This window comes from Bacillus sp. LK2 (assembly GCF_001043575.1).
Lineage (GTDB): Bacteria > Bacillota > Bacilli > Bacillales > Bacillaceae_G > Bacillus_A > Bacillus_A paramycoides.
In genome coordinates this window covers 21,070-39,206 of the sequence record NZ_LDUK01000037.1, presented here as the reverse complement: position 1 = coordinate 39,206, position 18,137 = coordinate 21,070, and the positions used below count along the sequence as shown (strand labels likewise).

The 18,137-nt window shown below is 34.6% G+C and carries 19 protein-coding genes, 6 pseudogenes and 1 riboswitch; of the genes and pseudogenes, 13 read left to right on the top strand and 12 right to left on the bottom strand.

Going from position 1 to position 18,137, the window contains the following annotated elements:
• Positions 1-15 precede the first annotated feature (15 nt).
• The 5 genes from VK90_RS19905 to VK90_RS19880 all read right to left on the bottom strand — a co-directional run bounded on the left by VK90_RS19905 (position 16) and on the right by VK90_RS19880 (position 4,453).
• Complete coding sequence (locus VK90_RS19905; protein ID WP_048374664.1) at positions 16-786, bottom strand: TatD family hydrolase; 771 nt, start codon at positions 784-786, stop codon at positions 16-18.
• Between the two features lie 745 nt (positions 787-1,531).
• Complete coding sequence (locus VK90_RS19895) at positions 1,532-1,888, bottom strand: YxeA family protein (RefSeq protein WP_048374661.1); 357 nt, start codon at positions 1,886-1,888, stop codon at positions 1,532-1,534.
• Positions 1,889-2,029: 141 nt separating this feature from the next.
• Positions 2,030-2,866, bottom strand: coding sequence for a YitT family protein (locus VK90_RS19890; RefSeq protein ID WP_048374659.1), 837 nt, complete (start codon positions 2,864-2,866; stop codon positions 2,030-2,032).
• A 117-nt stretch (positions 2,867-2,983) separates the two neighbouring features.
• Positions 2,984-3,313 carry a PH domain-containing protein gene (locus VK90_RS19885; protein ID WP_048374657.1) on the bottom strand — a complete coding sequence of 110 codons (330 nt, stop codon included), beginning with the start codon at positions 3,311-3,313 and terminating at the stop codon, positions 2,984-2,986.
• A gap of 162 nt (positions 3,314-3,475) precedes the next feature.
• A complete protein-coding gene (locus tag VK90_RS19880) occupies positions 3,476-4,453 on the bottom strand; it encodes a LacI family DNA-binding transcriptional regulator (protein WP_048374655.1) in 978 nt (325 codons plus the stop codon).
• Positions 4,454-4,758: 305 nt separating this feature from the next.
• Here VK90_RS19880 and VK90_RS29940 point away from each other — a divergent pair, with 305 nt between their 5' ends.
• A complete protein-coding gene (locus VK90_RS29940; protein WP_002124767.1) occupies positions 4,759-4,854 on the top strand; it encodes a DUF3948 family protein in 96 nt (31 codons plus the stop codon).
• Positions 4,855-4,931: 77 nt separating this feature from the next.
• Here VK90_RS29940 and VK90_RS19875 read toward each other — a convergent pair whose 3' ends face one another.
• Entirely contained in the window at positions 4,932-5,531 is a 600-nt protein-coding gene (locus VK90_RS19875) for a lysophospholipid acyltransferase family protein (protein WP_002175384.1), read from the bottom strand.
• A gap of 341 nt (positions 5,532-5,872) precedes the next feature.
• Positions 5,873-6,004: pseudogene (locus tag VK90_RS30825) on the bottom strand (EamA family transporter); the annotation flags it as partial.
• A 67-nt stretch (positions 6,005-6,071) separates the two neighbouring features.
• Between VK90_RS30825 and VK90_RS19865 the strand changes: the two are divergent.
• Positions 6,072-6,938: a LysR family transcriptional regulator gene (locus tag VK90_RS19865; protein WP_048374651.1), complete on the top strand. Its 867-nt coding sequence runs from the start codon at positions 6,072-6,074 to the stop codon at positions 6,936-6,938.
• A 255-nt stretch (positions 6,939-7,193) separates the two neighbouring features.
• Positions 7,194-7,295, top strand: a complete 102-nt coding sequence (locus VK90_RS29060) for a DUF3948 family protein (RefSeq protein WP_016103331.1) — start codon at positions 7,194-7,196, stop codon at positions 7,293-7,295.
• 65 nt (positions 7,296-7,360) lie between these two features.
• Here the strand turns inward: VK90_RS29060 and VK90_RS19860 are convergent, their stop codons facing one another.
• On the bottom strand, positions 7,361-8,308 hold the full coding sequence (locus VK90_RS19860) for a substrate-binding domain-containing protein (RefSeq protein ID WP_048374649.1): 948 nt from the start codon (positions 8,306-8,308) through the stop codon (positions 7,361-7,363).
• A gap of 132 nt (positions 8,309-8,440) precedes the next feature.
• Here VK90_RS19860 and modA point away from each other — a divergent pair, with 132 nt between their 5' ends.
• The 7 genes and pseudogenes from modA to VK90_RS29055 all read left to right on the top strand — a co-directional run.
• Positions 8,441-9,247, top strand: a complete 807-nt coding sequence (modA, locus tag VK90_RS19855; protein ID WP_048374648.1) for a molybdate ABC transporter substrate-binding protein — start codon at positions 8,441-8,443, stop codon at positions 9,245-9,247.
• Positions 9,248-9,252: 5 nt separating this feature from the next.
• Complete coding sequence (modB, locus tag VK90_RS19850) at positions 9,253-9,927, top strand: molybdate ABC transporter permease subunit (protein ID WP_048374646.1); 675 nt, start codon at positions 9,253-9,255, stop codon at positions 9,925-9,927.
• A 301-nt stretch (positions 9,928-10,228) separates the two neighbouring features.
• Entirely contained in the window at positions 10,229-11,080 is an 852-nt protein-coding gene (locus VK90_RS19845) for a GRP family sugar transporter (protein ID WP_002175392.1), read from the top strand.
• 211 nt (positions 11,081-11,291) lie between these two features.
• Positions 11,292-12,095, top strand: a complete 804-nt coding sequence (proC, locus tag VK90_RS19840; RefSeq protein WP_048374644.1) for a pyrroline-5-carboxylate reductase — start codon at positions 11,292-11,294, stop codon at positions 12,093-12,095.
• Position 12,096: 1 nt separating this feature from the next.
• Positions 12,097-12,930: an aldo/keto reductase gene (locus VK90_RS19835; RefSeq protein WP_048374642.1), complete on the top strand. Its 834-nt coding sequence runs from the start codon at positions 12,097-12,099 to the stop codon at positions 12,928-12,930.
• A gap of 150 nt (positions 12,931-13,080) precedes the next feature.
• Positions 13,081-13,185, top strand: a riboswitch (SAM riboswitch).
• Positions 13,186-13,319: 134 nt separating this feature from the next.
• Positions 13,320-14,960 carry a peptide ABC transporter substrate-binding protein gene (locus VK90_RS19830; RefSeq protein WP_048374640.1) on the top strand — a complete coding sequence of 547 codons (1,641 nt, stop codon included), beginning with the start codon at positions 13,320-13,322 and terminating at the stop codon, positions 14,958-14,960.
• Positions 14,961-14,964: 4 nt separating this feature from the next.
• Positions 14,965-15,165: pseudogene (locus tag VK90_RS29055) on the top strand (peptide ABC transporter substrate-binding protein); the annotation flags it as partial.
• On the opposite strand, the pseudogene VK90_RS30820 reads toward VK90_RS29055, so the two are convergent.
• Both VK90_RS30820 and VK90_RS19825 read right to left on the bottom strand, forming a co-directional pair.
• Positions 15,138-15,423 (bottom strand): annotated as a pseudogene (locus VK90_RS30820) (hypothetical protein). The pseudogenes VK90_RS29055 and VK90_RS30820 overlap by 28 nt on opposite strands.
• A 260-nt stretch (positions 15,424-15,683) precedes the next feature.
• A pseudogene (locus VK90_RS19825) lies at positions 15,684-15,845 on the bottom strand (AraC family transcriptional regulator); the annotation flags it as partial.
• A 173-nt stretch (positions 15,846-16,018) separates the two neighbouring features.
• On the opposite strand from VK90_RS19825, the gene VK90_RS19820 reads away from it, so the two are divergent.
• Complete coding sequence (locus VK90_RS19820) at positions 16,019-16,486, top strand: YusW family protein (protein WP_025151059.1); 468 nt, start codon at positions 16,019-16,021, stop codon at positions 16,484-16,486.
• A 16-nt stretch (positions 16,487-16,502) separates the two neighbouring features.
• On the opposite strand, the pseudogene VK90_RS19815 reads toward VK90_RS19820, so the two are convergent.
• Positions 16,503-16,799, bottom strand: a pseudogene (locus VK90_RS19815) (peptide ABC transporter substrate-binding protein); the annotation flags it as partial.
• Between VK90_RS19815 and VK90_RS31450 the strand changes: the two are divergent.
• A pseudogene (locus VK90_RS31450) lies at positions 16,797-16,883 on the top strand (DUF3951 domain-containing protein); the annotation flags it as partial. The pseudogenes VK90_RS19815 and VK90_RS31450 sit on opposite strands and share 3 nt — an antisense overlap.
• Before the next feature lie 16 nt (positions 16,884-16,899).
• Here VK90_RS31450 and VK90_RS19810 read toward each other — a convergent pair.
• Positions 16,900-17,412: a hypothetical protein gene (locus tag VK90_RS19810; protein ID WP_002175401.1), complete on the bottom strand. Its 513-nt coding sequence runs from the start codon at positions 17,410-17,412 to the stop codon at positions 16,900-16,902.
• Between the two features lie 263 nt (positions 17,413-17,675).
• Between VK90_RS19810 and VK90_RS19805 the strand changes: the two genes are divergently transcribed.
• Positions 17,676-18,122: a hypothetical protein gene (locus tag VK90_RS19805; protein WP_048374636.1), complete on the top strand. Its 447-nt coding sequence runs from the start codon at positions 17,676-17,678 to the stop codon at positions 18,120-18,122.
• Positions 18,123-18,137: the final 15 nt, after the last annotated feature.

The following is an 18,137-nucleotide window of genomic DNA, read 5'->3' as shown; positions in this document are numbered from 1 at the left end:
CTTGGTGTTTTTTTATTATGACTCACTAACTCTATAAAATTGCACCGTATTCTCATATATTTGCTCAGTAACTTTCTCTACTGATATTTTTTTTATTATACTAATTTCTTGTAATACATCTTTTATCATATAAGGATGTGTCATCGTATCCTCCTGAAATTCCCACGGTCCATCTGTTTCTACCATCATATATTCAAGTGGATAATACGAAACGATTTTTCTAATTTTCTCCTTATGTAAAACATCCGGTGTGATAGAAATATAATAACCATTTCTCATCATCCGTTTCATCGTTTCTTCACTTCCCTTAAACCAATGGAAGTGCGCACGTGAAATCTTATATTTTTCAAGTAAATCACATACAATGTCAGCATCTTCATAAACTGCGTGTAATACAATCGGTAAATCATGCTCACTAACTAGTTCTATAAATCTTTTTAATACGGCTATGTATGAATGTATAGCAATACTTTTATCTTCTTTCCTTAAATAATATGGGAGTCCCACTTCACCAATCGCAACGATTTCCTCAACATGAGCTTCAATTAATTTAAATATGTGCTCACATTCTTCTTTATGAATCGGTTGCTCCGGATGAAATCCTATCACTGGGTGTATAAATGAATATTTCTTTGCTAATGATAAAATTTCCTTACATGATTGATAATTCATAGATACTGCAACAAGCCCCTTTATCTCTTTACTATTCTCCACATCTTTAAGTAATTTGCTTTTCTCTTCATCTTTGTATTGATCAACATGTATATGACTATCAATCCATTTCATCTTTATGCCCCCATAAAAAAAAACAAGAAAGGATCTCCCTTCTTGTTTTTCATCTATATTATTTAACAACTAAGTTTGTTATTATATCAAATAATCCAATACACACTACGGCAACAGTAAAGTAGCTACAGAAATCTTTAATTGGAAACTTCACTACTTCTTCTTTACGCATCCCTTTCTTCTCCCTTCTTACTATATCCCTAATTATTTTATCTATTTGTATCTATTATGCAAAAAATATGACAAAATTACTATCGAATTAACTTACGTAAACCTTACAATATTGTAAGGTTTAAAAAAGGGCCTCATCTTAAGCTAAGATGAAGGCTATTCAAAGTTAGTTGGTTTTTCGTTCTTCATTAACATTACAAAACAGAAAGTAAAAAATTAAAACTTTATATTTACATTATATTTAGTTTACTAACATCTAACTATCGAATTACATTACAGGAGGCTTACATGTTTGTAAGATATGTGTAATGTAATTCGATAGTTCTTCTTACGTATATTTCGTAAAATAAAGTTAGAAAGCGAACCAAATAAGAAGAGCACTCACATAACCAAATTACATTGCTAGTAGCCTACTCTTCTTATATCTTTCACTTATGCTACTTCAGTGTGTCCCCTTCCCCTTTATATAAAAAATGCCCTAGTTTATATGAACTAGGGCATTTTTTTATGCACAACAATATACCCCCACCTAGTATTTTACCTTTCGACAAAAAATAGATGGGGGTATATTTTGCTATCTCATCGCCAAAAGCTTGCTCTTCGCATTTATTGGAATGCTTGCAGTCTCAATCTCTTCAATCGACTCACCATAGCGGCCTTTTGCAAAAACTCTTAACGCCTCGTCTGTCTTTAACATATGTTTCACTGTTTTCTTTATTTTTTGTTCTCTTCCACGTTCATCAAATGCAATAAATTCATATTCATACCATTCATCACCAACGTGCTGACCAATCGTATTTACAATTGTATAGTACTCTTTCGTCGTATAAAGCGGATTATATTTATCAATAACTGGTCCAAGTTTCGTAGGTAATAACAATACCACTATCGCTATCATCGCTATTACAGTAGTAATCATTTTTTTCTTCATAATATTGATCTTCCTCCTCTGCAGGATACTTATACATCCATTCTAAAGAGCAGGAAATGAGTCTACCATTCAATCCCCTTACATTCCCCTTACATTTTTGTAAGAATAAAAAAAAGATGAACGAATTTTCTCGCTCATCTTCTAACTCGCTTTAAAGCCACCGCCAAGTACATCGCGTACATCGTGAATGACAACGAAGGCATCTTCATCGACTCGACTAATAACTTGCTTTAACTTAACAAGCTCTTGCTTATTAATAACAACATACAATACTTCTTTATTTTTACCAGTATATCCGCCGCGCCCCTCTAATACAGTAACACCGCGTGTCATGTTGTTCGTAATGGTCTCGCGAATTAAGTCTGGTTGATTCGAAATAATCGTAACAGCCGTTTTTGTATCCATACCTTCTACAATGAAATCAATCACTTTCGCTCCGATGAATACAGCAACAAGTGTATACATTGCCTTTTCTTGTCCTATTATAAATACAGAACCAGCAATTACAACGATATCAATAATAAGCACACCTTTCCCAACGCTCCAACCTAAATATTGGTTTGCTAACCGTGCTAAAATTGCTGATCCTCCTGATGTACCTCCAGCTTTGAACATACATCCTAATCCGATACCTACAAATACACCAGCAAATAAAGCTGCTAATAATGTATCACCATTTACTTGATACTGAATGTGCTCTGTAGCATATAAAAACAAAGATGTTTCCACAATACCTATAATTGTGTAAACCATCGTTTTCTTATCAAAAAATTTATAACCTACAGCTAATAAAATTGCATTCAAACCAAAATTTACAATTCCTGGTGACCAATCAAATAAATAATAAGTAACAACCGTTAGACCGATGATTCCGCCTTCTGATAAACGGTTTGGAATTGCGAAGTAATTAATACCAATTGCAAATAGTAATGAACCAATTGTAATTAATGCGATTTCCTTCACACGTTGATTAACCATAGTTCATACCTCCCCCCATTTGACATTGTATCACTATCTCCTAGAGGTTTAGAAGTGGTTTTTATTACGCGTTTTTCCCCATAACGACCACGACATTATGTTTAAACAAGGGGGTGATTAATTATTCATATTTACTCTAACTGTACGAACAAATCGCTCCACGTTCCCCTTCTGAATATACTTAGCTCTAACCATTTCATGATTACAAGTAAATTCGAAACATGGACGGAAATCTATGCCATCTATATGCAAATACGAATACTCTTCAATTATTGCAGGATAGCACGAAAATTTCCCGTAAAAAAGGAGACGTCTAGTAGTGGCTGCGAAAATCCCATGTCGGTAGGCTAAAGTGAAATCATCCTTCTCAAATATCCCTACCACAAAAGCTAAAATCTTTTCGTCATCCTCTACATATTTTTTCATACTCGATAAAAGCTCATTCATGCATATTCCTCCAAATTCTATTCATTGTTTTAAACACTTGAAAAGAATCCATGGATTATTACAGACCGGTTTAACTCTTTTATAAAGTATGAAACGCGTTTCCTGTCAAAGGCATTTCAAAAAAATAATCCGTTATGCGATTATACACATAACGGATTCCAGCTAAACGGTTGAGCGTTCCACAAGTTCATACGGAATTTCCACCTTTTCTTGTTTAGAACTCTCGTCGCTCACTTGCCGATAAAACATTTCAAAAGCTGTTTTACCTATCTCCTTTAAATTTTGATCAATAGTTGTTAATTGTAGCACTTGTGAGATCGGCTGATTATCAAAGCCAATAATCGCTAAATCTTCAGGAACTTTTATACCTAACTTTTCAACTTCTGTCATGATTCCAATAGCAACTTCATCTCCTGCTACTATTAATGCTTCAGGGCGACTCTTCATCTCCTTTAACCTATGAGCCACTCTTACACCATCTTCCAATGTAAAGCATTCTGTAAAAATCCATTCTTCAATGACTTCCCCATCTATGGATTGCAATTGCTGTTTATAAACATCAAAACGCTTTTGACTACTCGGCCCTAACTTTCTTCCCGTGCAATAACCAATTTTTTTATAACTTTTCTCAATAAGATAATTCATTCCTAATTGAAAAGCTGCCGAATGATTTGTATATACACTTGAGATATTCGGAATATCATTATCTTCACAGGCAATAATTGTCCCATAAGAAGCATAGGGCTCGATCGTTTCCCAATCATTTGCACGCGAACAAATAATAAGACCATCTAATTGCTTTGTTTTCAACATATGTAAACTTTTCATTTCTTCTTTTTTGCTGTAATTCGTTTGGCAAAGAAGCACTCGATAATTGCGAGCCAATGCGACCTCCATCATTCCACCCACCATCGCATCAAAACATGGGTGATTAATATAAGGTAAAATCACACCAACAATATTCGTTTTCCCTTTTGATAAATGGACAGCATTTGCATTTTGTGAGTAATTCAATTTCTCAACTATTTCTAAAACAACTTTCCTTTTTTCTTCGCTTACATATGGATGATCATTTAACACCCTTGAAACAGTCGTAACTGAAACCCCAGCCATCTTTGCAATATCTTTAATATTAGCCATACACTCACCTCTACTTTTAACTTAATGAATCCCATGAACATATGTCAAATCTTCTAATCATTACACCTCCATTCGTTTTTCTTACAAAAGTGTAATTTTCCTGTAAGCTAATTCGATAGTGACTCTCCGTAATATTTCATACAATTAAGTCAGAAACAGGGCAACAACCATTTGAAAAGGAGCGGATTTATATGATGAACAAAATGAAAACGAACAATTTCTTAAATACAATGGGCATGATATTATCCACTCTTATCGATGCAAAATCTGTTGCTTCTACATTAAACAAGTAAGGAGAATTCACAATGAATAACATGACTTTTAACAAATTAGATTTTTTAGGACTAGCTAGCGGCTCGATTCTTCTTACTGCTTTCATTTACGCTGCTACGCTTATATAATTTTGTGTCCCCTTTCCCCTTTATATAAATAGTAATAGAAAAGACGACCGTCTATGCCCGGTCGTCTTTTCTTATTTTTAATTTGTCTGCAAAATTCCCTTTAGTTCTTCAAACTTTTCATTTAATTGATCTGTCATCATTTTCATAGCTGTTTTTCGATCCACTTGTTCTCCAGCATCGATTTGAATTGGGTCCCCAAAAACTAATCGCGCTTTTTTTCCTTTTATCAATTCTTTTACACTCGATGGACCAATATAAGCTGCTGGTACTAACGGGACGTTAGAACGCATTGCAATCGTAACAGCACCCGCTTTTAATGAAACGTCTTCTGATGACCTCGTCCCACTTGGAAAAATCCCTACTACTTTTCCTTCTTTTAATAAACGAGAGGGGATTTTTAGTGTACTTGGCCCTGGATTCGCACGATCTACGGGGAATGCATTTACATTTTTAAAAAACCAATTTTTGAATTTACCTTCAAACAATTCTTTTTTTGCCATGTAATGAATTTGGGTTGGATACATTCCTGCCGCTAACATTAGAACATCCATAAAACTTGTATGTGTGCAAGCAACAACGTAAGGACCACCTTCCGGTAATTTCTCTCTCCCTTGTACTTCTACCTTCCCAGCCATTTTAAATATATATTTCAACGAAAATGTAATTGGTTTATACATTTGTTTCGTTCCTTTCTGAATATCCGAAGTATAATCATTTTCTTATAACGATTATAACACTAAGTTTTAGGAGTTGGTAATAAAAATAAGTATTTATTGTTAAATTTCAATTCTTACAAAAGTGTAATTTTCTTGTAAGCTAATTCGATAGTGACTCCCTTCAATATCTTATACAATTAGGTCAGAAAGTAACAACAACCATTTGAAAAGGAGCGGATCTATATGATGAACAAAATGAAAACGAACAATTTCTTAAATACAATGGGCATGGTATTATCCGCTCTTATCGATGCAAAATCTGTTGCTTCTACATTAAACAAGTAAGGAGAATTTATTATGCAAAACATCGCTCCCCATGACATACTCGCAATTAAACATGCTAAAGCACCTATTATCATTTGACCTTTTCTCACCACAATCCCCCGCTTCTTTCTTTTTGCACAAAGAGAATTGTAAAAGAAAAAATATATCACGTAAAATGATTCAAAATGATGTTAACTATCATTTATAATGATAGTTAACATCAAGGAGGAGCATAAAATGGAATTACGAGACTTACAAATCTTCCAGAGCGTTGCTGATCGCGGTAGTGTAAGTGGCGCTGCAAAAGAATTAAATTACGTACAATCAAATGTAACAGCACGTATTAAACAGTTAGAAAACGAATTAAAAACACCGCTCTTTTATCGCCATAAACGAGGCATGACTTTAACAGCTGAAGGAAGAAAAATGCTTGTTTATGTTAATAAAATTTTGCAAGATGTTGAAGAGCTAAAACAAGTATTTTTAGACAGTGAAACACCATCTGGTATATTAAAAATCGGTACAGTCGAAACAGTCAGTACATTGCCTACCATCTTATCTTCTTACTATAAAAGCTACCCAAATGTCGATTTATCATTACAAGCTGGTCTAACGGAAGAACTTATTAGAGAAGTACTCGATCATCAATTAGATGGTGCCTTTATATCAGGTCCTATTAAACATCCACTAATTGAACAATACGATGTTAGTACCGAGAAATTAATGCTTATTACACAAAATAAAGCTTTTCATATAGAAGAATTTACTACGACGCCCCTACTCGTTTTTAATCAAGGATGTGGATACCGTTCCAAGCTAGAACGATGGCTTAAAGATGAAGGTTTGCTGCCAAAAAGGATTATGGAATTTAACATATTAGAAACAATATTAAATAGTGTGGCGCTCGGTCTTGGGATTACACTTGTCCCCCAATCTGCGGTGCAGCACCTTTCTACAGCAGGTAAAGTACATTGCCATCCAATTCCCGAAAAATACGGCAGTATTTCAACTGTTTTCATACGCCGTAAAGATAGCTACATGACCAATTCGATGCGTAGCTTTTTAAAAACAATTACGGAGCACCATCATATCAATATGCTTTAAAAGACATTCTTACACGAATGTCTTTTTTTCTTACAAAAGTGTAATCCTCTCGTAAGCTAATTCGATAGTTTCAACTACCTATATTTCATATAATTAAGACAGAAAGCAGGGCAACAACAATTCGAAAAGGAGCGGATACACATGATGAACAAAATGAAATCAAACAAATTTTTTAACATAATGGGCATGGTGCTATCCGCACTTGTCGATGCAAAAGCTGTTGCAACTACATTAAACAAATAAGGAGAGATTATGATGAACAATATTACCTTTAACAAATCAGACTTTATCGGACTTGCAAGTGGAGCAGCTCTTCTTACGGCTTTCATTTACGCACTTGCTCAAAGTCTCGTTTAACAATTTGTTTCCCCAACCCCCTTTATATATAGAAAAAGCTGCTCGTCTTATAGACAAGCAGCTTTTTAGTTTGTTTCATATATAATTTGGCCTGTTTTGCTTATATCATATCCACCAATTGCTTTTAATTCATTATGAAACTCTTCAGATTGCAAAACTTCTTTCATAACCTCAATAAGTTCCTCATTTTCTTTATTCTTCAGAAGTACTAAATCATACTGTTCTTTCCTTATCGGAATAAAGTCTACGTTTACAATTTGCGAAAACTTTTCTGATCCTACTCCAACATCAGCCTTTCCGTTCGCAACTTGCGAGGCAACACCAAGGTGATTTGATTCTACCCATTCATATCCGCTAATATCTTCTTTATTTAATTTTTGAATTCGCAATTGCTCATCCACTAATACCCTAATACCAGAACCTTTTTCTCGATTTACAAATCGTATAGATGACTGAGATAAATCAGCCCATGTTTTTATATTTTTGGGATTTCCCTTTTGCACATAAAATCCAACATTTCTTGCTAATAAATTAATCATAATACATGGTTGTCCAACTAAAATACGTTTTACGTAAGGAACATTATATGTACCCGTTTCGCCATCAAACAAATGCAAACTAACGACGCTTCCTTCTCCTTGGTACATCTTCACTAAACTCGTTAAACTACCTTGATACGCCCTTAATATATTAGAATTTGGCAAACGATTTTCTATATGTTTTGCCAACATATCTAACGTTAGTTCTTGACCACTAATGATGCTTGTATTCGAACTACTAATTTCATCCTTCTTTACAGGAGTAACTTGTACCTTACCTGTTTTCATTAGCTTTATATATTGTTCTAGATCCGCTGCATCAATGCGCATTTGTCTACCAACCCTATAAGAAGGGAGTTCGCCCTTTTTAATTAAGTCGTATACAGTTAATTTTGATACTTTTAATCGCTTTGCTACTTCTTCCGTTGTGTAGGAATGATGATCCATAGACGATTCCTCACTTTCTCCCTTCATTGTAACAAAGAAAAGAATATTTCTCCTAGTTTTTAAAAACAATCACACATTTCTAAATATGTTCAATTATAACTATTTATAATTAAATATAATTAGTTATAATTAATATGGTAAACGAAAGGGGATTTTTTTATGAACAAATTCACATTACGATCCATTGGGGTACTTATACTTTCTTTTCTTCTTATATTCAGTGCAGCTTGTTCAAGCGGAGAAAAGAAAGAAAGATCAGTTGCTAAAGAAGGAAAAACAGTAGAGCTTACTATATCAGCTGCTGCAAGTTTACAAGATGCATTAAAAGAAATTGAAAAGCAATATAAAGAGAAAGAACCAACTATTAAGCTTTCTTTTAACTTCGGTGCTTCCGGTGCACTTCAACAACAAATTGAACAAGGTGCGCCTGCTGATTTATTCTTCTCTGCAGCAGAAGATAAATTCCAAACCCTCGTTAAAAAAGGATTCATTAATGAAAAAGAAGGAAAAAATCTTCTTGGAAACGAACTGGTTCTAGTCGTTCCAAAAAATAGTTCTCTTACAAAATTTCAAGATTTAAAAGATGAGAAAATCAAAAAATTAGCACTCGGTACACCCGAATCTGTACCTGCAGGAAAATATGCAAAAGCTTCTCTCACACATGAAAATCTTTGGAATGACGTTCAAAATAAAATCGTATTTACAAAAGATGTTCGCCAAGTGTTAACATATGTAGAAACAGGTAATGTTGATGCCGGTATCGTATACAAAACAGACGCTCTCGTTTCAGACAAAGTAAAAATTGGAGAAGCGGCAGCAGCTGATTCTCATGAGCCCATCCACTATCCTTTAGGTGTTATAAAGGAATCTAAGCATAAGAAAGAGGCGACTTCATTCTATGAATATTTGCAGTCAAAAGATGCACAATCTATCTTTAAGAAATATGGATTTACAATCCTGCCATAATTACTATGAGCTTTGATACAATTTTGTCACCTGTCTTTCTATCCTTACGAGTAGCTGCATGCGCCACCGTTATCGTTACGATTTTGGGAACGATTATTGGACGGGCGTTAGCACGCTCCTTGTGGCGATATAAAGTACTACTAGAAACCATCTTTTTATTACCGATGGTACTTCCACCAACTGTTATCGGCTTTTTTCTCATTATCATTTTTGGAAATAACAGTCCCATTGGAAAGTGGATTGAATCATTATTTCAGCAGTCCATTATGTTTACATCTACTGCTGCTATCATTGCTTCTACAGTCGTTGCATTTCCGCTCATGTATCAATCAGCAAAAACAGGATTTTCTATCGCAAATGTACAAATTGAAGATGGCGCGCGCGACCTTGGTGCAAGTGAGTATCAAGTTTTTCTACACGTTACACTCCCGCTTGCATTCCCCGCACTACTTAGCGGTATGATTTTAAGCTTTGTTCGCGCACTCGGTGAATTTGGTGCCACTTTAATGTTTGCAGGAAATATACCTGGCAAAACACAAACGATTCCAACGGCAATTTATATGGCTATCGATGCAAGTAATATGCAACTCGCTTGGACACTTGTCATCATAACGATTAGCATGTCACTTCTATTTTTATTATGTATTCAACTCATTAATAAGCGAATTACCACTTCCTAAAGCAGCTTTCGACAAAGGCTGCTTCTTTATTTCCTAAGAAATAAAATATATCGCTATAAAATAACTGAATCTTATTTTTTATTAAAATATACATTCTATTTGAATTTACTTTCTAAAATAGTCAATTTCCTGTTATTATATGGAGGTGTTTCAAAAAATGAAGAAATGAAAACGCATTTATATCGTAAGTTCTTCATCCTGTTTTAGCGATCGGTAATCTTCTACTCTATTAGTGGGGCATTACCGATCGTTAGAACGATATGTAATTATATTGGTATAGAAAACCGAAGGGAGTCTTGTAATGGACATTTTATTAGCGCTTCTTCCTGCAATCGCATGGGGAAACATCTTATTAGTAAGCGTAAAAATGGGCGGTGGTGCATATAGCCAAACGGTAGGTATGACAATCGGTGCTCTATTCTTCGCAACAATTATGTATGTATTTACTCAACCAGCTTTAACAATGACAATCTTGATTGTTGGTTTTATTTCAGGTTTATTCTGGGCTTTAGGACAAGTAAACCAATTAAAAACAGTTGAAAAACTAGGTGTTTCAACTACTGTAACTATTTCCACTGGTATGCAACTTGTTGCAACTTCTATCTTTGGAGTTATCGCTTTTCGTGAGTGGACTACTACTACAACGATTGTTCTGGGAACGATTGCAATCCTATTAATCGTAGTTGGTGTTGTATTCACATCACTAGATGATAAAGAAAATGCACAGCCACCAGGACAATTGAAAAAGGGACTTCTTACTTTAATTGTTTCTACTTTCGGCTATCTTGTATATGTAATTATTATTCGTTGGTATAACATTGATGGTTGGTCTGCTATTTTACCACAGGCAGTTGGTATGTTTGTTGGTGCAGTTGTACTGACATCTAAACATAAACCATTTAACAAATACGCAATTCGTAATGCTTTATCTGGTTTACTATGGGGAACAGGAAACTTATTCTTACTTCTTTCACTACCACGTGTCGGAGTAGCAACAAGCTTCCCATTATCTCAAACTGGAATCGTTATCTCAACATTTGGTGCGATTGTCTTCTTAGGTGAAAAGAAAACAAAACGTCAATTGATCTTTATTGCACTAGGTAGTGTTTTAATTATCGGCGGCGCTGTATTACTTGGTATGACGAAATCATAGACTTATATTCTATTAATCCCTGAAGTATAACTACTTCAGGGATTTTTAATTACAACTATTTTTAAAATATAATAATCTTTATAACCTTTTTGTATCATTCCTCCTCTCTCCAACTTCATTCTTTTCGCTATAAGTCTTTTCTTTTTACAAAATCCTCTTAAAGATGGTATCGTTTTTTATAACATATCTCCACTAGAAAGGAATAAAGGATATGCCAACTAAACATCGAATTTTATTTATTGGTGCCGGTCGTATGGCAGAAGCTATATTTTCCGGATTACTCAAGACAAGTAAAGAATACATCGAAGAAATTATCGTTTCCAACCGGAGCAATGTAGAAAAACTAACGCAATTACAAACTCAATATGATATATCGATTACAACGGATTGGAAGCAGCATATTACATCTGTTGATACGATTGTTTTAGCAATGCCACCTGCTGCACATGAACAGTTATTAAAGGAGTTATCTCCTATTTTAACTGATCAATTCGTTGTAACAGTTGCTGCTGGAATTGGACCATCTTATTTAGAAGAAAGGCTTCCTCAAGGGACACCTGTTGCTTGGATTATGCCAAATACAGCTGCTGAAATCGGAAAGTCTATCTCCTTATATACGACGGGACATTCCGTAGATGAAACACATCAAGAAACGTTACAACTTCTTTTAAAAGGCATCGGTACCTCGCAATCTTGTACCGAAGAGGAAGTTCACCAACTTACCGCAGTTACTGGTAGTGCACCTGCTTTTCTCTACCACTTTGCTGAAGGGTTAATTGAAGCAACGAAAAGCTATGGAATTGATGAGGAAACAGCGAAACACCTTGTCATTCAAATGATTGTTGGCTCTGCCGCTATGCTCCAGCAAAATCAGGATCCAGCTGTGCTCCGCGAACAAGTAACGACACCTGGAGGTTCAACCGCCGAAGGCTTAAAAGTTCTATATGAAAATAATTTTTCAGAGGTCATTCAACAAGCGTTAGAAGCAACCAATAAAAAAGCTAGGGGGAATTAATATGACTTTAACAAGTTTAAACGACTACACAACATTACATAATGGCGTGAAAATGCCTTGGCTCGGTTTAGGTGTTTTTAAAGTAGAAGACGGTACAGAAGTAATTGATTCTGTAAAAGCAGCTATAAAAAATGGATACCGTAGCATCGATACTGCTGCCATATATAAAAATGAAGAAGGCGTTGGTCAAGCAATTCGCGAATCTGGCATCCCTCGTGAAGAACTATTCATCACTTCAAAAGTGTGGAATAGTGATCAAGGTTACGAGTCAACATTACAAGCATTTGAAACTACATTAGAAAAATTAGGTCTAGAATATTTAGATTTATACTTAGTACATTGGCCTGTAAAAGGAAAGTACACTGAATCATGGAAAGCTTTAGAGAAGCTTTATAAAGATGGTCGTGTTCGTGCTATCGGTGTGAGTAATTTCCATATTCACCACCTGCAAGACGTATTTGAAATTGCAGAAATTAAGCCAATGGTTAACCAAGTAGAATACCATCCACGTTTAGCGCAAGAAGAATTGCATACTTTCTGTAAAGAGCATGGCATTCAGCTTGAAGCTTGGTCACCATTAATGCAGGGACAACTACTGGATAATCTAACATTACAAGAAATTGCTGCAAAATATAACAAATCAACTGCACAAGTGATTTTACGTTGGGATCTACAAAATGAAGTTGTAACAATTCCTAAGTCTATTAAAGAACACCGTATTATTGAAAATGCGAATATCTTTGATTTCGAATTAAGCACTGATGATATGAAAGCAATTCAAGCTTTAAATGAAAATCATCGCGTTGGTCCAGACCCAGATAACTTTAACTTCTAAATAGGAGAACCACTGTACATATGCAGTGGTTCTTTTTTAAAAACTGAAAATTTAAACTATTTTACATTCAATTGACACCTCATTCTCTAAGGTGTAAGATTTTGAATTATCAAAGAAACAAAAAAATGAATATAGTCAATTTGTTTACTCATTGTATCAAGAGAGGTGGAGGGACTGGCCCTTTGAAACCTCGGCAACAGGTTCATTTTGAATACTGTGCCACTTCCTGCAAGCTTTATGCTTGAAAGATAGAATGAGGGACTTCGTTTATATACGGGTGCATAACTTGTACGTAAAAATCCCTCTTTCTCAATACGAAAAGAGGGATTTTTTATTTTTCATTCCCTCATCATCATCCAATCTTATTAATTATTTAGGAGGAAAATCAAATGAAAAAGAAGTTTGTACCCGGTATTGCATCAGTTGTAGGAGTAAGTATTTTATTAACTGGTTGCGGTAGTTATAAAAACGAAGCGAGCGGAGCAAATGCAAAAGATGAGGCACCTAGTAAGCAAGTTTTAAACTTATCTTCCCCTACCGAGATTCGAACAATGGATACGGCTCGTGCTACTGATACTGATTCTGGTCAAGTAATGAGAAACGTATTTGAAGGTTTATATAATCTTGGTGAAGGTAATAAACCTGTTCCTGGTGTTGCAAAATCTCATGAAGTAAGTGGTGATAAAACGAAATACACATTCCATTTACGAGATTCAAAATGGTCGAACGGCACACCTGTAACAGCGAAAGATTTTGTCTTCGCTTGGCAAAGAGCTGTCGATCCAGCAACAGCTTCTGAATATGCTTTTTTATTCTTTGATATTAAAAACGCTAAAAAAATTAACAGCAAAGAGCTTCCAGCCGATCAACTTGGTGTAAAAGCAGTTGATGACCATACGTTTGAAGTAGAATTAGAGCGTCCTGTTCCATACTTTATTAGCTTAACGGCGTTCCCAACATTTCTACCAATCAACGAGGAATTCTTTAAATCACAAGGTGATAAGTATGCTTTAGAAGATAATAAAATCTTGTACAACGGAGCTTTTACACTAAGCGATTGGAAGCATGAACAAAGCTTTAAATTTAAGAAAAACCCTACTTATTGGGATAAAGATAATGTCAAACTCGAAGAAATCAATTTCAACGTTGTGAAAGAAAAATCAACGGAAGTAAATTTATTCGAATCGAAACAATTAGACCGCATAAAATTAACATCTGATTTCGTTGATAAGTATAAAAAGGATGGAAACTTTAAAGAACGTCCAAACGTAGGTGTACAATTTTTACGTATGAATCAACAAAACAAAGTACTTCAAAACGTCTCTGCACGTCAAGCAATTGCTCAAACAATTGACCGGAAATCCTTTGTAAATACGTTATTAAATGATGGCTCTATACCAGCTTATAGTCTCATTCCGAAAAATTTTGCAAAAGGTCCCGATGGAACAGACTTCCGTGCTGCAAACGGCGATTTAACAAAAATCGATACAAAATCTGCACAAGAATTATGGAAAAAGGCAAAACAAGAACTTGGATCTGAAAAAATAACATTAGAACTATTAACAAGTGATGGTGACCTTGAGAAGAAAACAGGGGAATTTTTAAAAGGACAATTAGAAAAAAACCTAGATGGCTTAACGATTAATATAAAACCTCAGCCGCGTAAGCAGCAGGTTTCATTATTATTGAAAGGTGAATATGAAATTGGAATTGACGGTTGGAGCCCTGACTTTGCTGATTCAATTACATTCCTTGAACTATTTACAACAAATAATCCTTACAATTTAGATCATTACTCTAATAAAGAGTTTGATGACACAATTGAGAAAGTCAAAACTACTTTAGCTGGTGATGAAAAAGCCCGCTTTGAAGCATTACTAGCATCAGAGAAAATATTATTTAAAGACTCTGTTATCGCTCCTCTCTATCAAAAAGGAGAATCTTATCTTGAACGTTCTTATGTAAAAGGAATTGTGCAAGTTGACTTTGCAGGCCAGTTAAACTTCAAGTGGGCAAAAATCGAAAAATAAATTCATAGAAACAGATTTAGCTGGTGATGAAAAAGCTCGTTGGGAGGCAATGAAACAAGCTGAAAAAATCTTATTACAAGATGGTGCTGTTGCTCCTTTATATCAACAAGGTCGCTCTTACCTACAACGCGGATTTATTAAAGGACTTGTAACAACTGACTTCGGCGGTGAGTTTAACTACAAATGGACAGAAGTTGCAAAATAATAAAACCTAGTAAAAAAGGTATCCATATGAAGGATACCTTTTTTACATATAACAATTACTACTACCAGTTGTGTAACTAAAATAATAAACAATAATGAAATAATATCTTTCTCTAAACTAACTCCGTCGAATATTATTGTATAATAACCATTTGCTGCGTATGTTGCGGGAAATAATCTCGGAGAGTATACCTGTATTTCCAAATACAGTGATAAGCATTTGTTTTAATAATAAGAAGACAAAAAGGACGATTGTCAGCTCTCTTTTTGTATTGAACTAAAACTCATAATAAATATAAACATCAAATATGTTTTCCATATCAAAGAAGGTATATGTCCTGACCAAAGATAACTAATTAAATAGTTGATTCCCATAATGCACGAGGATACTACTAAGCTAATACTTATCAGTTTCACACATTTGAGCATATCTTTTCTCCCTACTTTTTATTTTTCTACTTCTTCAAATTGCAGATTTGCCGGCTCTTCTAAAAGCGTTTCATAAAAGCTTTCTGCCAAATCCGTTACACTCATCCCGATATAACTTTGAAAAATACGATGAAAATGATACATCGATACTGCACTGTAAGATGCCACTCTTTCTGTCGTAAGCTCTTCATGCAAATGATTCTCTATATATTCGATTGCTTTTTTTATCATCTCTTTATACTCTTCATCCATTTCAGTACCTCCCCACAACTTCAATTTACCATATACATACAAATCCTTTTTGATTTAAATTGCGGATTAATCCTTGAAGCTAGAAGAAAATAATTTATTTTCAACACATACATAATTACATGAAATTGGGAAAAACTTGTATAGAACAAAGTTACATTAAGGAGGAATTTATGATGAGAATTTTACTATCAGCTTTATTAGCTCTTATGCTAGTACCTGCATTAACAGGATGTAAAGCTCCTGCAAAACAAGATACAACTTCTAATAAGAAGACGACAGAAGAGGCAAAGAATGAAGCTCCTGCAGATTTAAAGCTAAACTTTAATGAATTTGATTTAAAAGCAGACTATCAAGATACGAAGAAAGACTACGAAGCTGATTATAAAAATGTAGCAGCAGATAAAAAAATGGAAGCAAAAATTGAAGACCATAAAACAGATGTAAAGTTCACAGGCGACGAGGCTATTACAAAATTAAGCCCTCTTCTACAAGAATTAAAATTTGATAAAAACACACCAGATCAAGAAGTAATTGATCAAGTAGTAAATGTATTCAAACTTGATAAAGACTATCAAAAATTCGATTTAAAAGTTGTCTTCTCTGATGGAACGAAAAAAGAATATAAAAGAGAAGTAAAATAAAGAAGTAGGCGGTTGCCTACTTCTTTATTTTTGCATATCTTAAATCTGGCTTGGATCCAACATAATATTGAAGTCCCGGTACTGATCCTTTTTGTAAGTAGGAATCAGAAGGGAATATAATTGGGATTAACGGTGAATCTATAAACATGATATCTTCTGCTTTGTGCAATAAATCAAAGCGTTTATCTTCATTTTGTTCAACTTCTGCTTCTTTTACTAAAGCGTCAAATTCCTTATTATGCCATTTTTCACAGTTATTCGGACCATCACCTGCATATAAATCTAGTTTAGTGATTGGATCTAAAAGTGAACCGACCAAACAATTTCAGAATTTCACGAAGAGCAGAAAGTATTAGTATGCGAAGATGAAGACGGAGATGGTAAAAAGAAAAAATAACCTTGCGCATGCAAGGTTACTTTTCCGTTTCTGTTTGAAAACGTTTATAGTATGTCGATGCTGTTGAAAAATTAATTTCTATATCACGAATTAGCGATGAGTCTTCTTCTTCTGCTAACTTCTGCAATTTTTTCATTGCTTGTTCTGACTCATTTAAGAAGCCAACATATAATTCATGTTCTTGTTCTTTCGACTTCGGTACACGAATTTCTTTACGCATATGATCAATATCTTCTAACATGCCCGTTGTTACCTTTTGCACGTCTTCCTTATATTTAGCAGTAGTTATTTCCTTACCGCCCTTTTCTTTTGCCACTTCAAATAACTGTAACGCTTTATTAATTTCTTTGTTCATCTTCACATCATACTTTTCATGTACCTCGCGATACACTTTCATATCTTCTGTCTGTTCAGTAGATTGCTCTACCTTTTCTTTCGGTTCTTTCGTATCTTTCGTGTCTTTATTTCCATTACATCCCGCTAGAAGGAGCATACTCCCAAGCATTGCAATACCGAAAATCTTCTTCATCTCTTATTCTCCTTTTATCTACATCTACTACAAATTACAGTTTCTCTTATCTCCACTTGTTTTATTATACCGAGAACATCCTAAATTTTGCACTTAAGATGATTTCTTAATATATATACCAACATTTTTGTCACAGTATCGTCACTTTATTCAAGTAACTTTTGCACCACCTTACAAAACTGTAAGCACACATAGAGAACAAACCATGCTAGACTTACATATGCATATAGTAAGCGCAGTTAAGTTTTTAAGGAGAATCATCTATGTACAATACAATACCTTTTATGGGAGAAGATATTCGCGTCCTTATTCGCGAAAGATCACTTCATATTGAAAATACAGAGAGCCTTCGCCGCTTATTAAAAAAGAAGAATGCTCCATTTCAGCTAGCCCAACATTTAAAACAACAACATACAAATCAATTTCATACTGTACTCAATATATCTGATAAATCATTAACAATCGAAATTATCGGTCATGTCTATATTGGAAACTTTGCAGATGTCTTAAAAGAAATTCCACGTATACCGAAGATCGCCCCTATCATCGTTGAAAAAGCATATAAAATTACAGATCATACCGATATTATCGACTGCGGAGAGAAAGAGGTCGATGGTAACCGTTGGGTATGGGATAAACTTGCTTTCTTATATGATGCGATCATGAATAATATGTATGAGCTATTTCAAAGAAATGAAAAAAAGAGCTGATTCAAATCTTTCCTT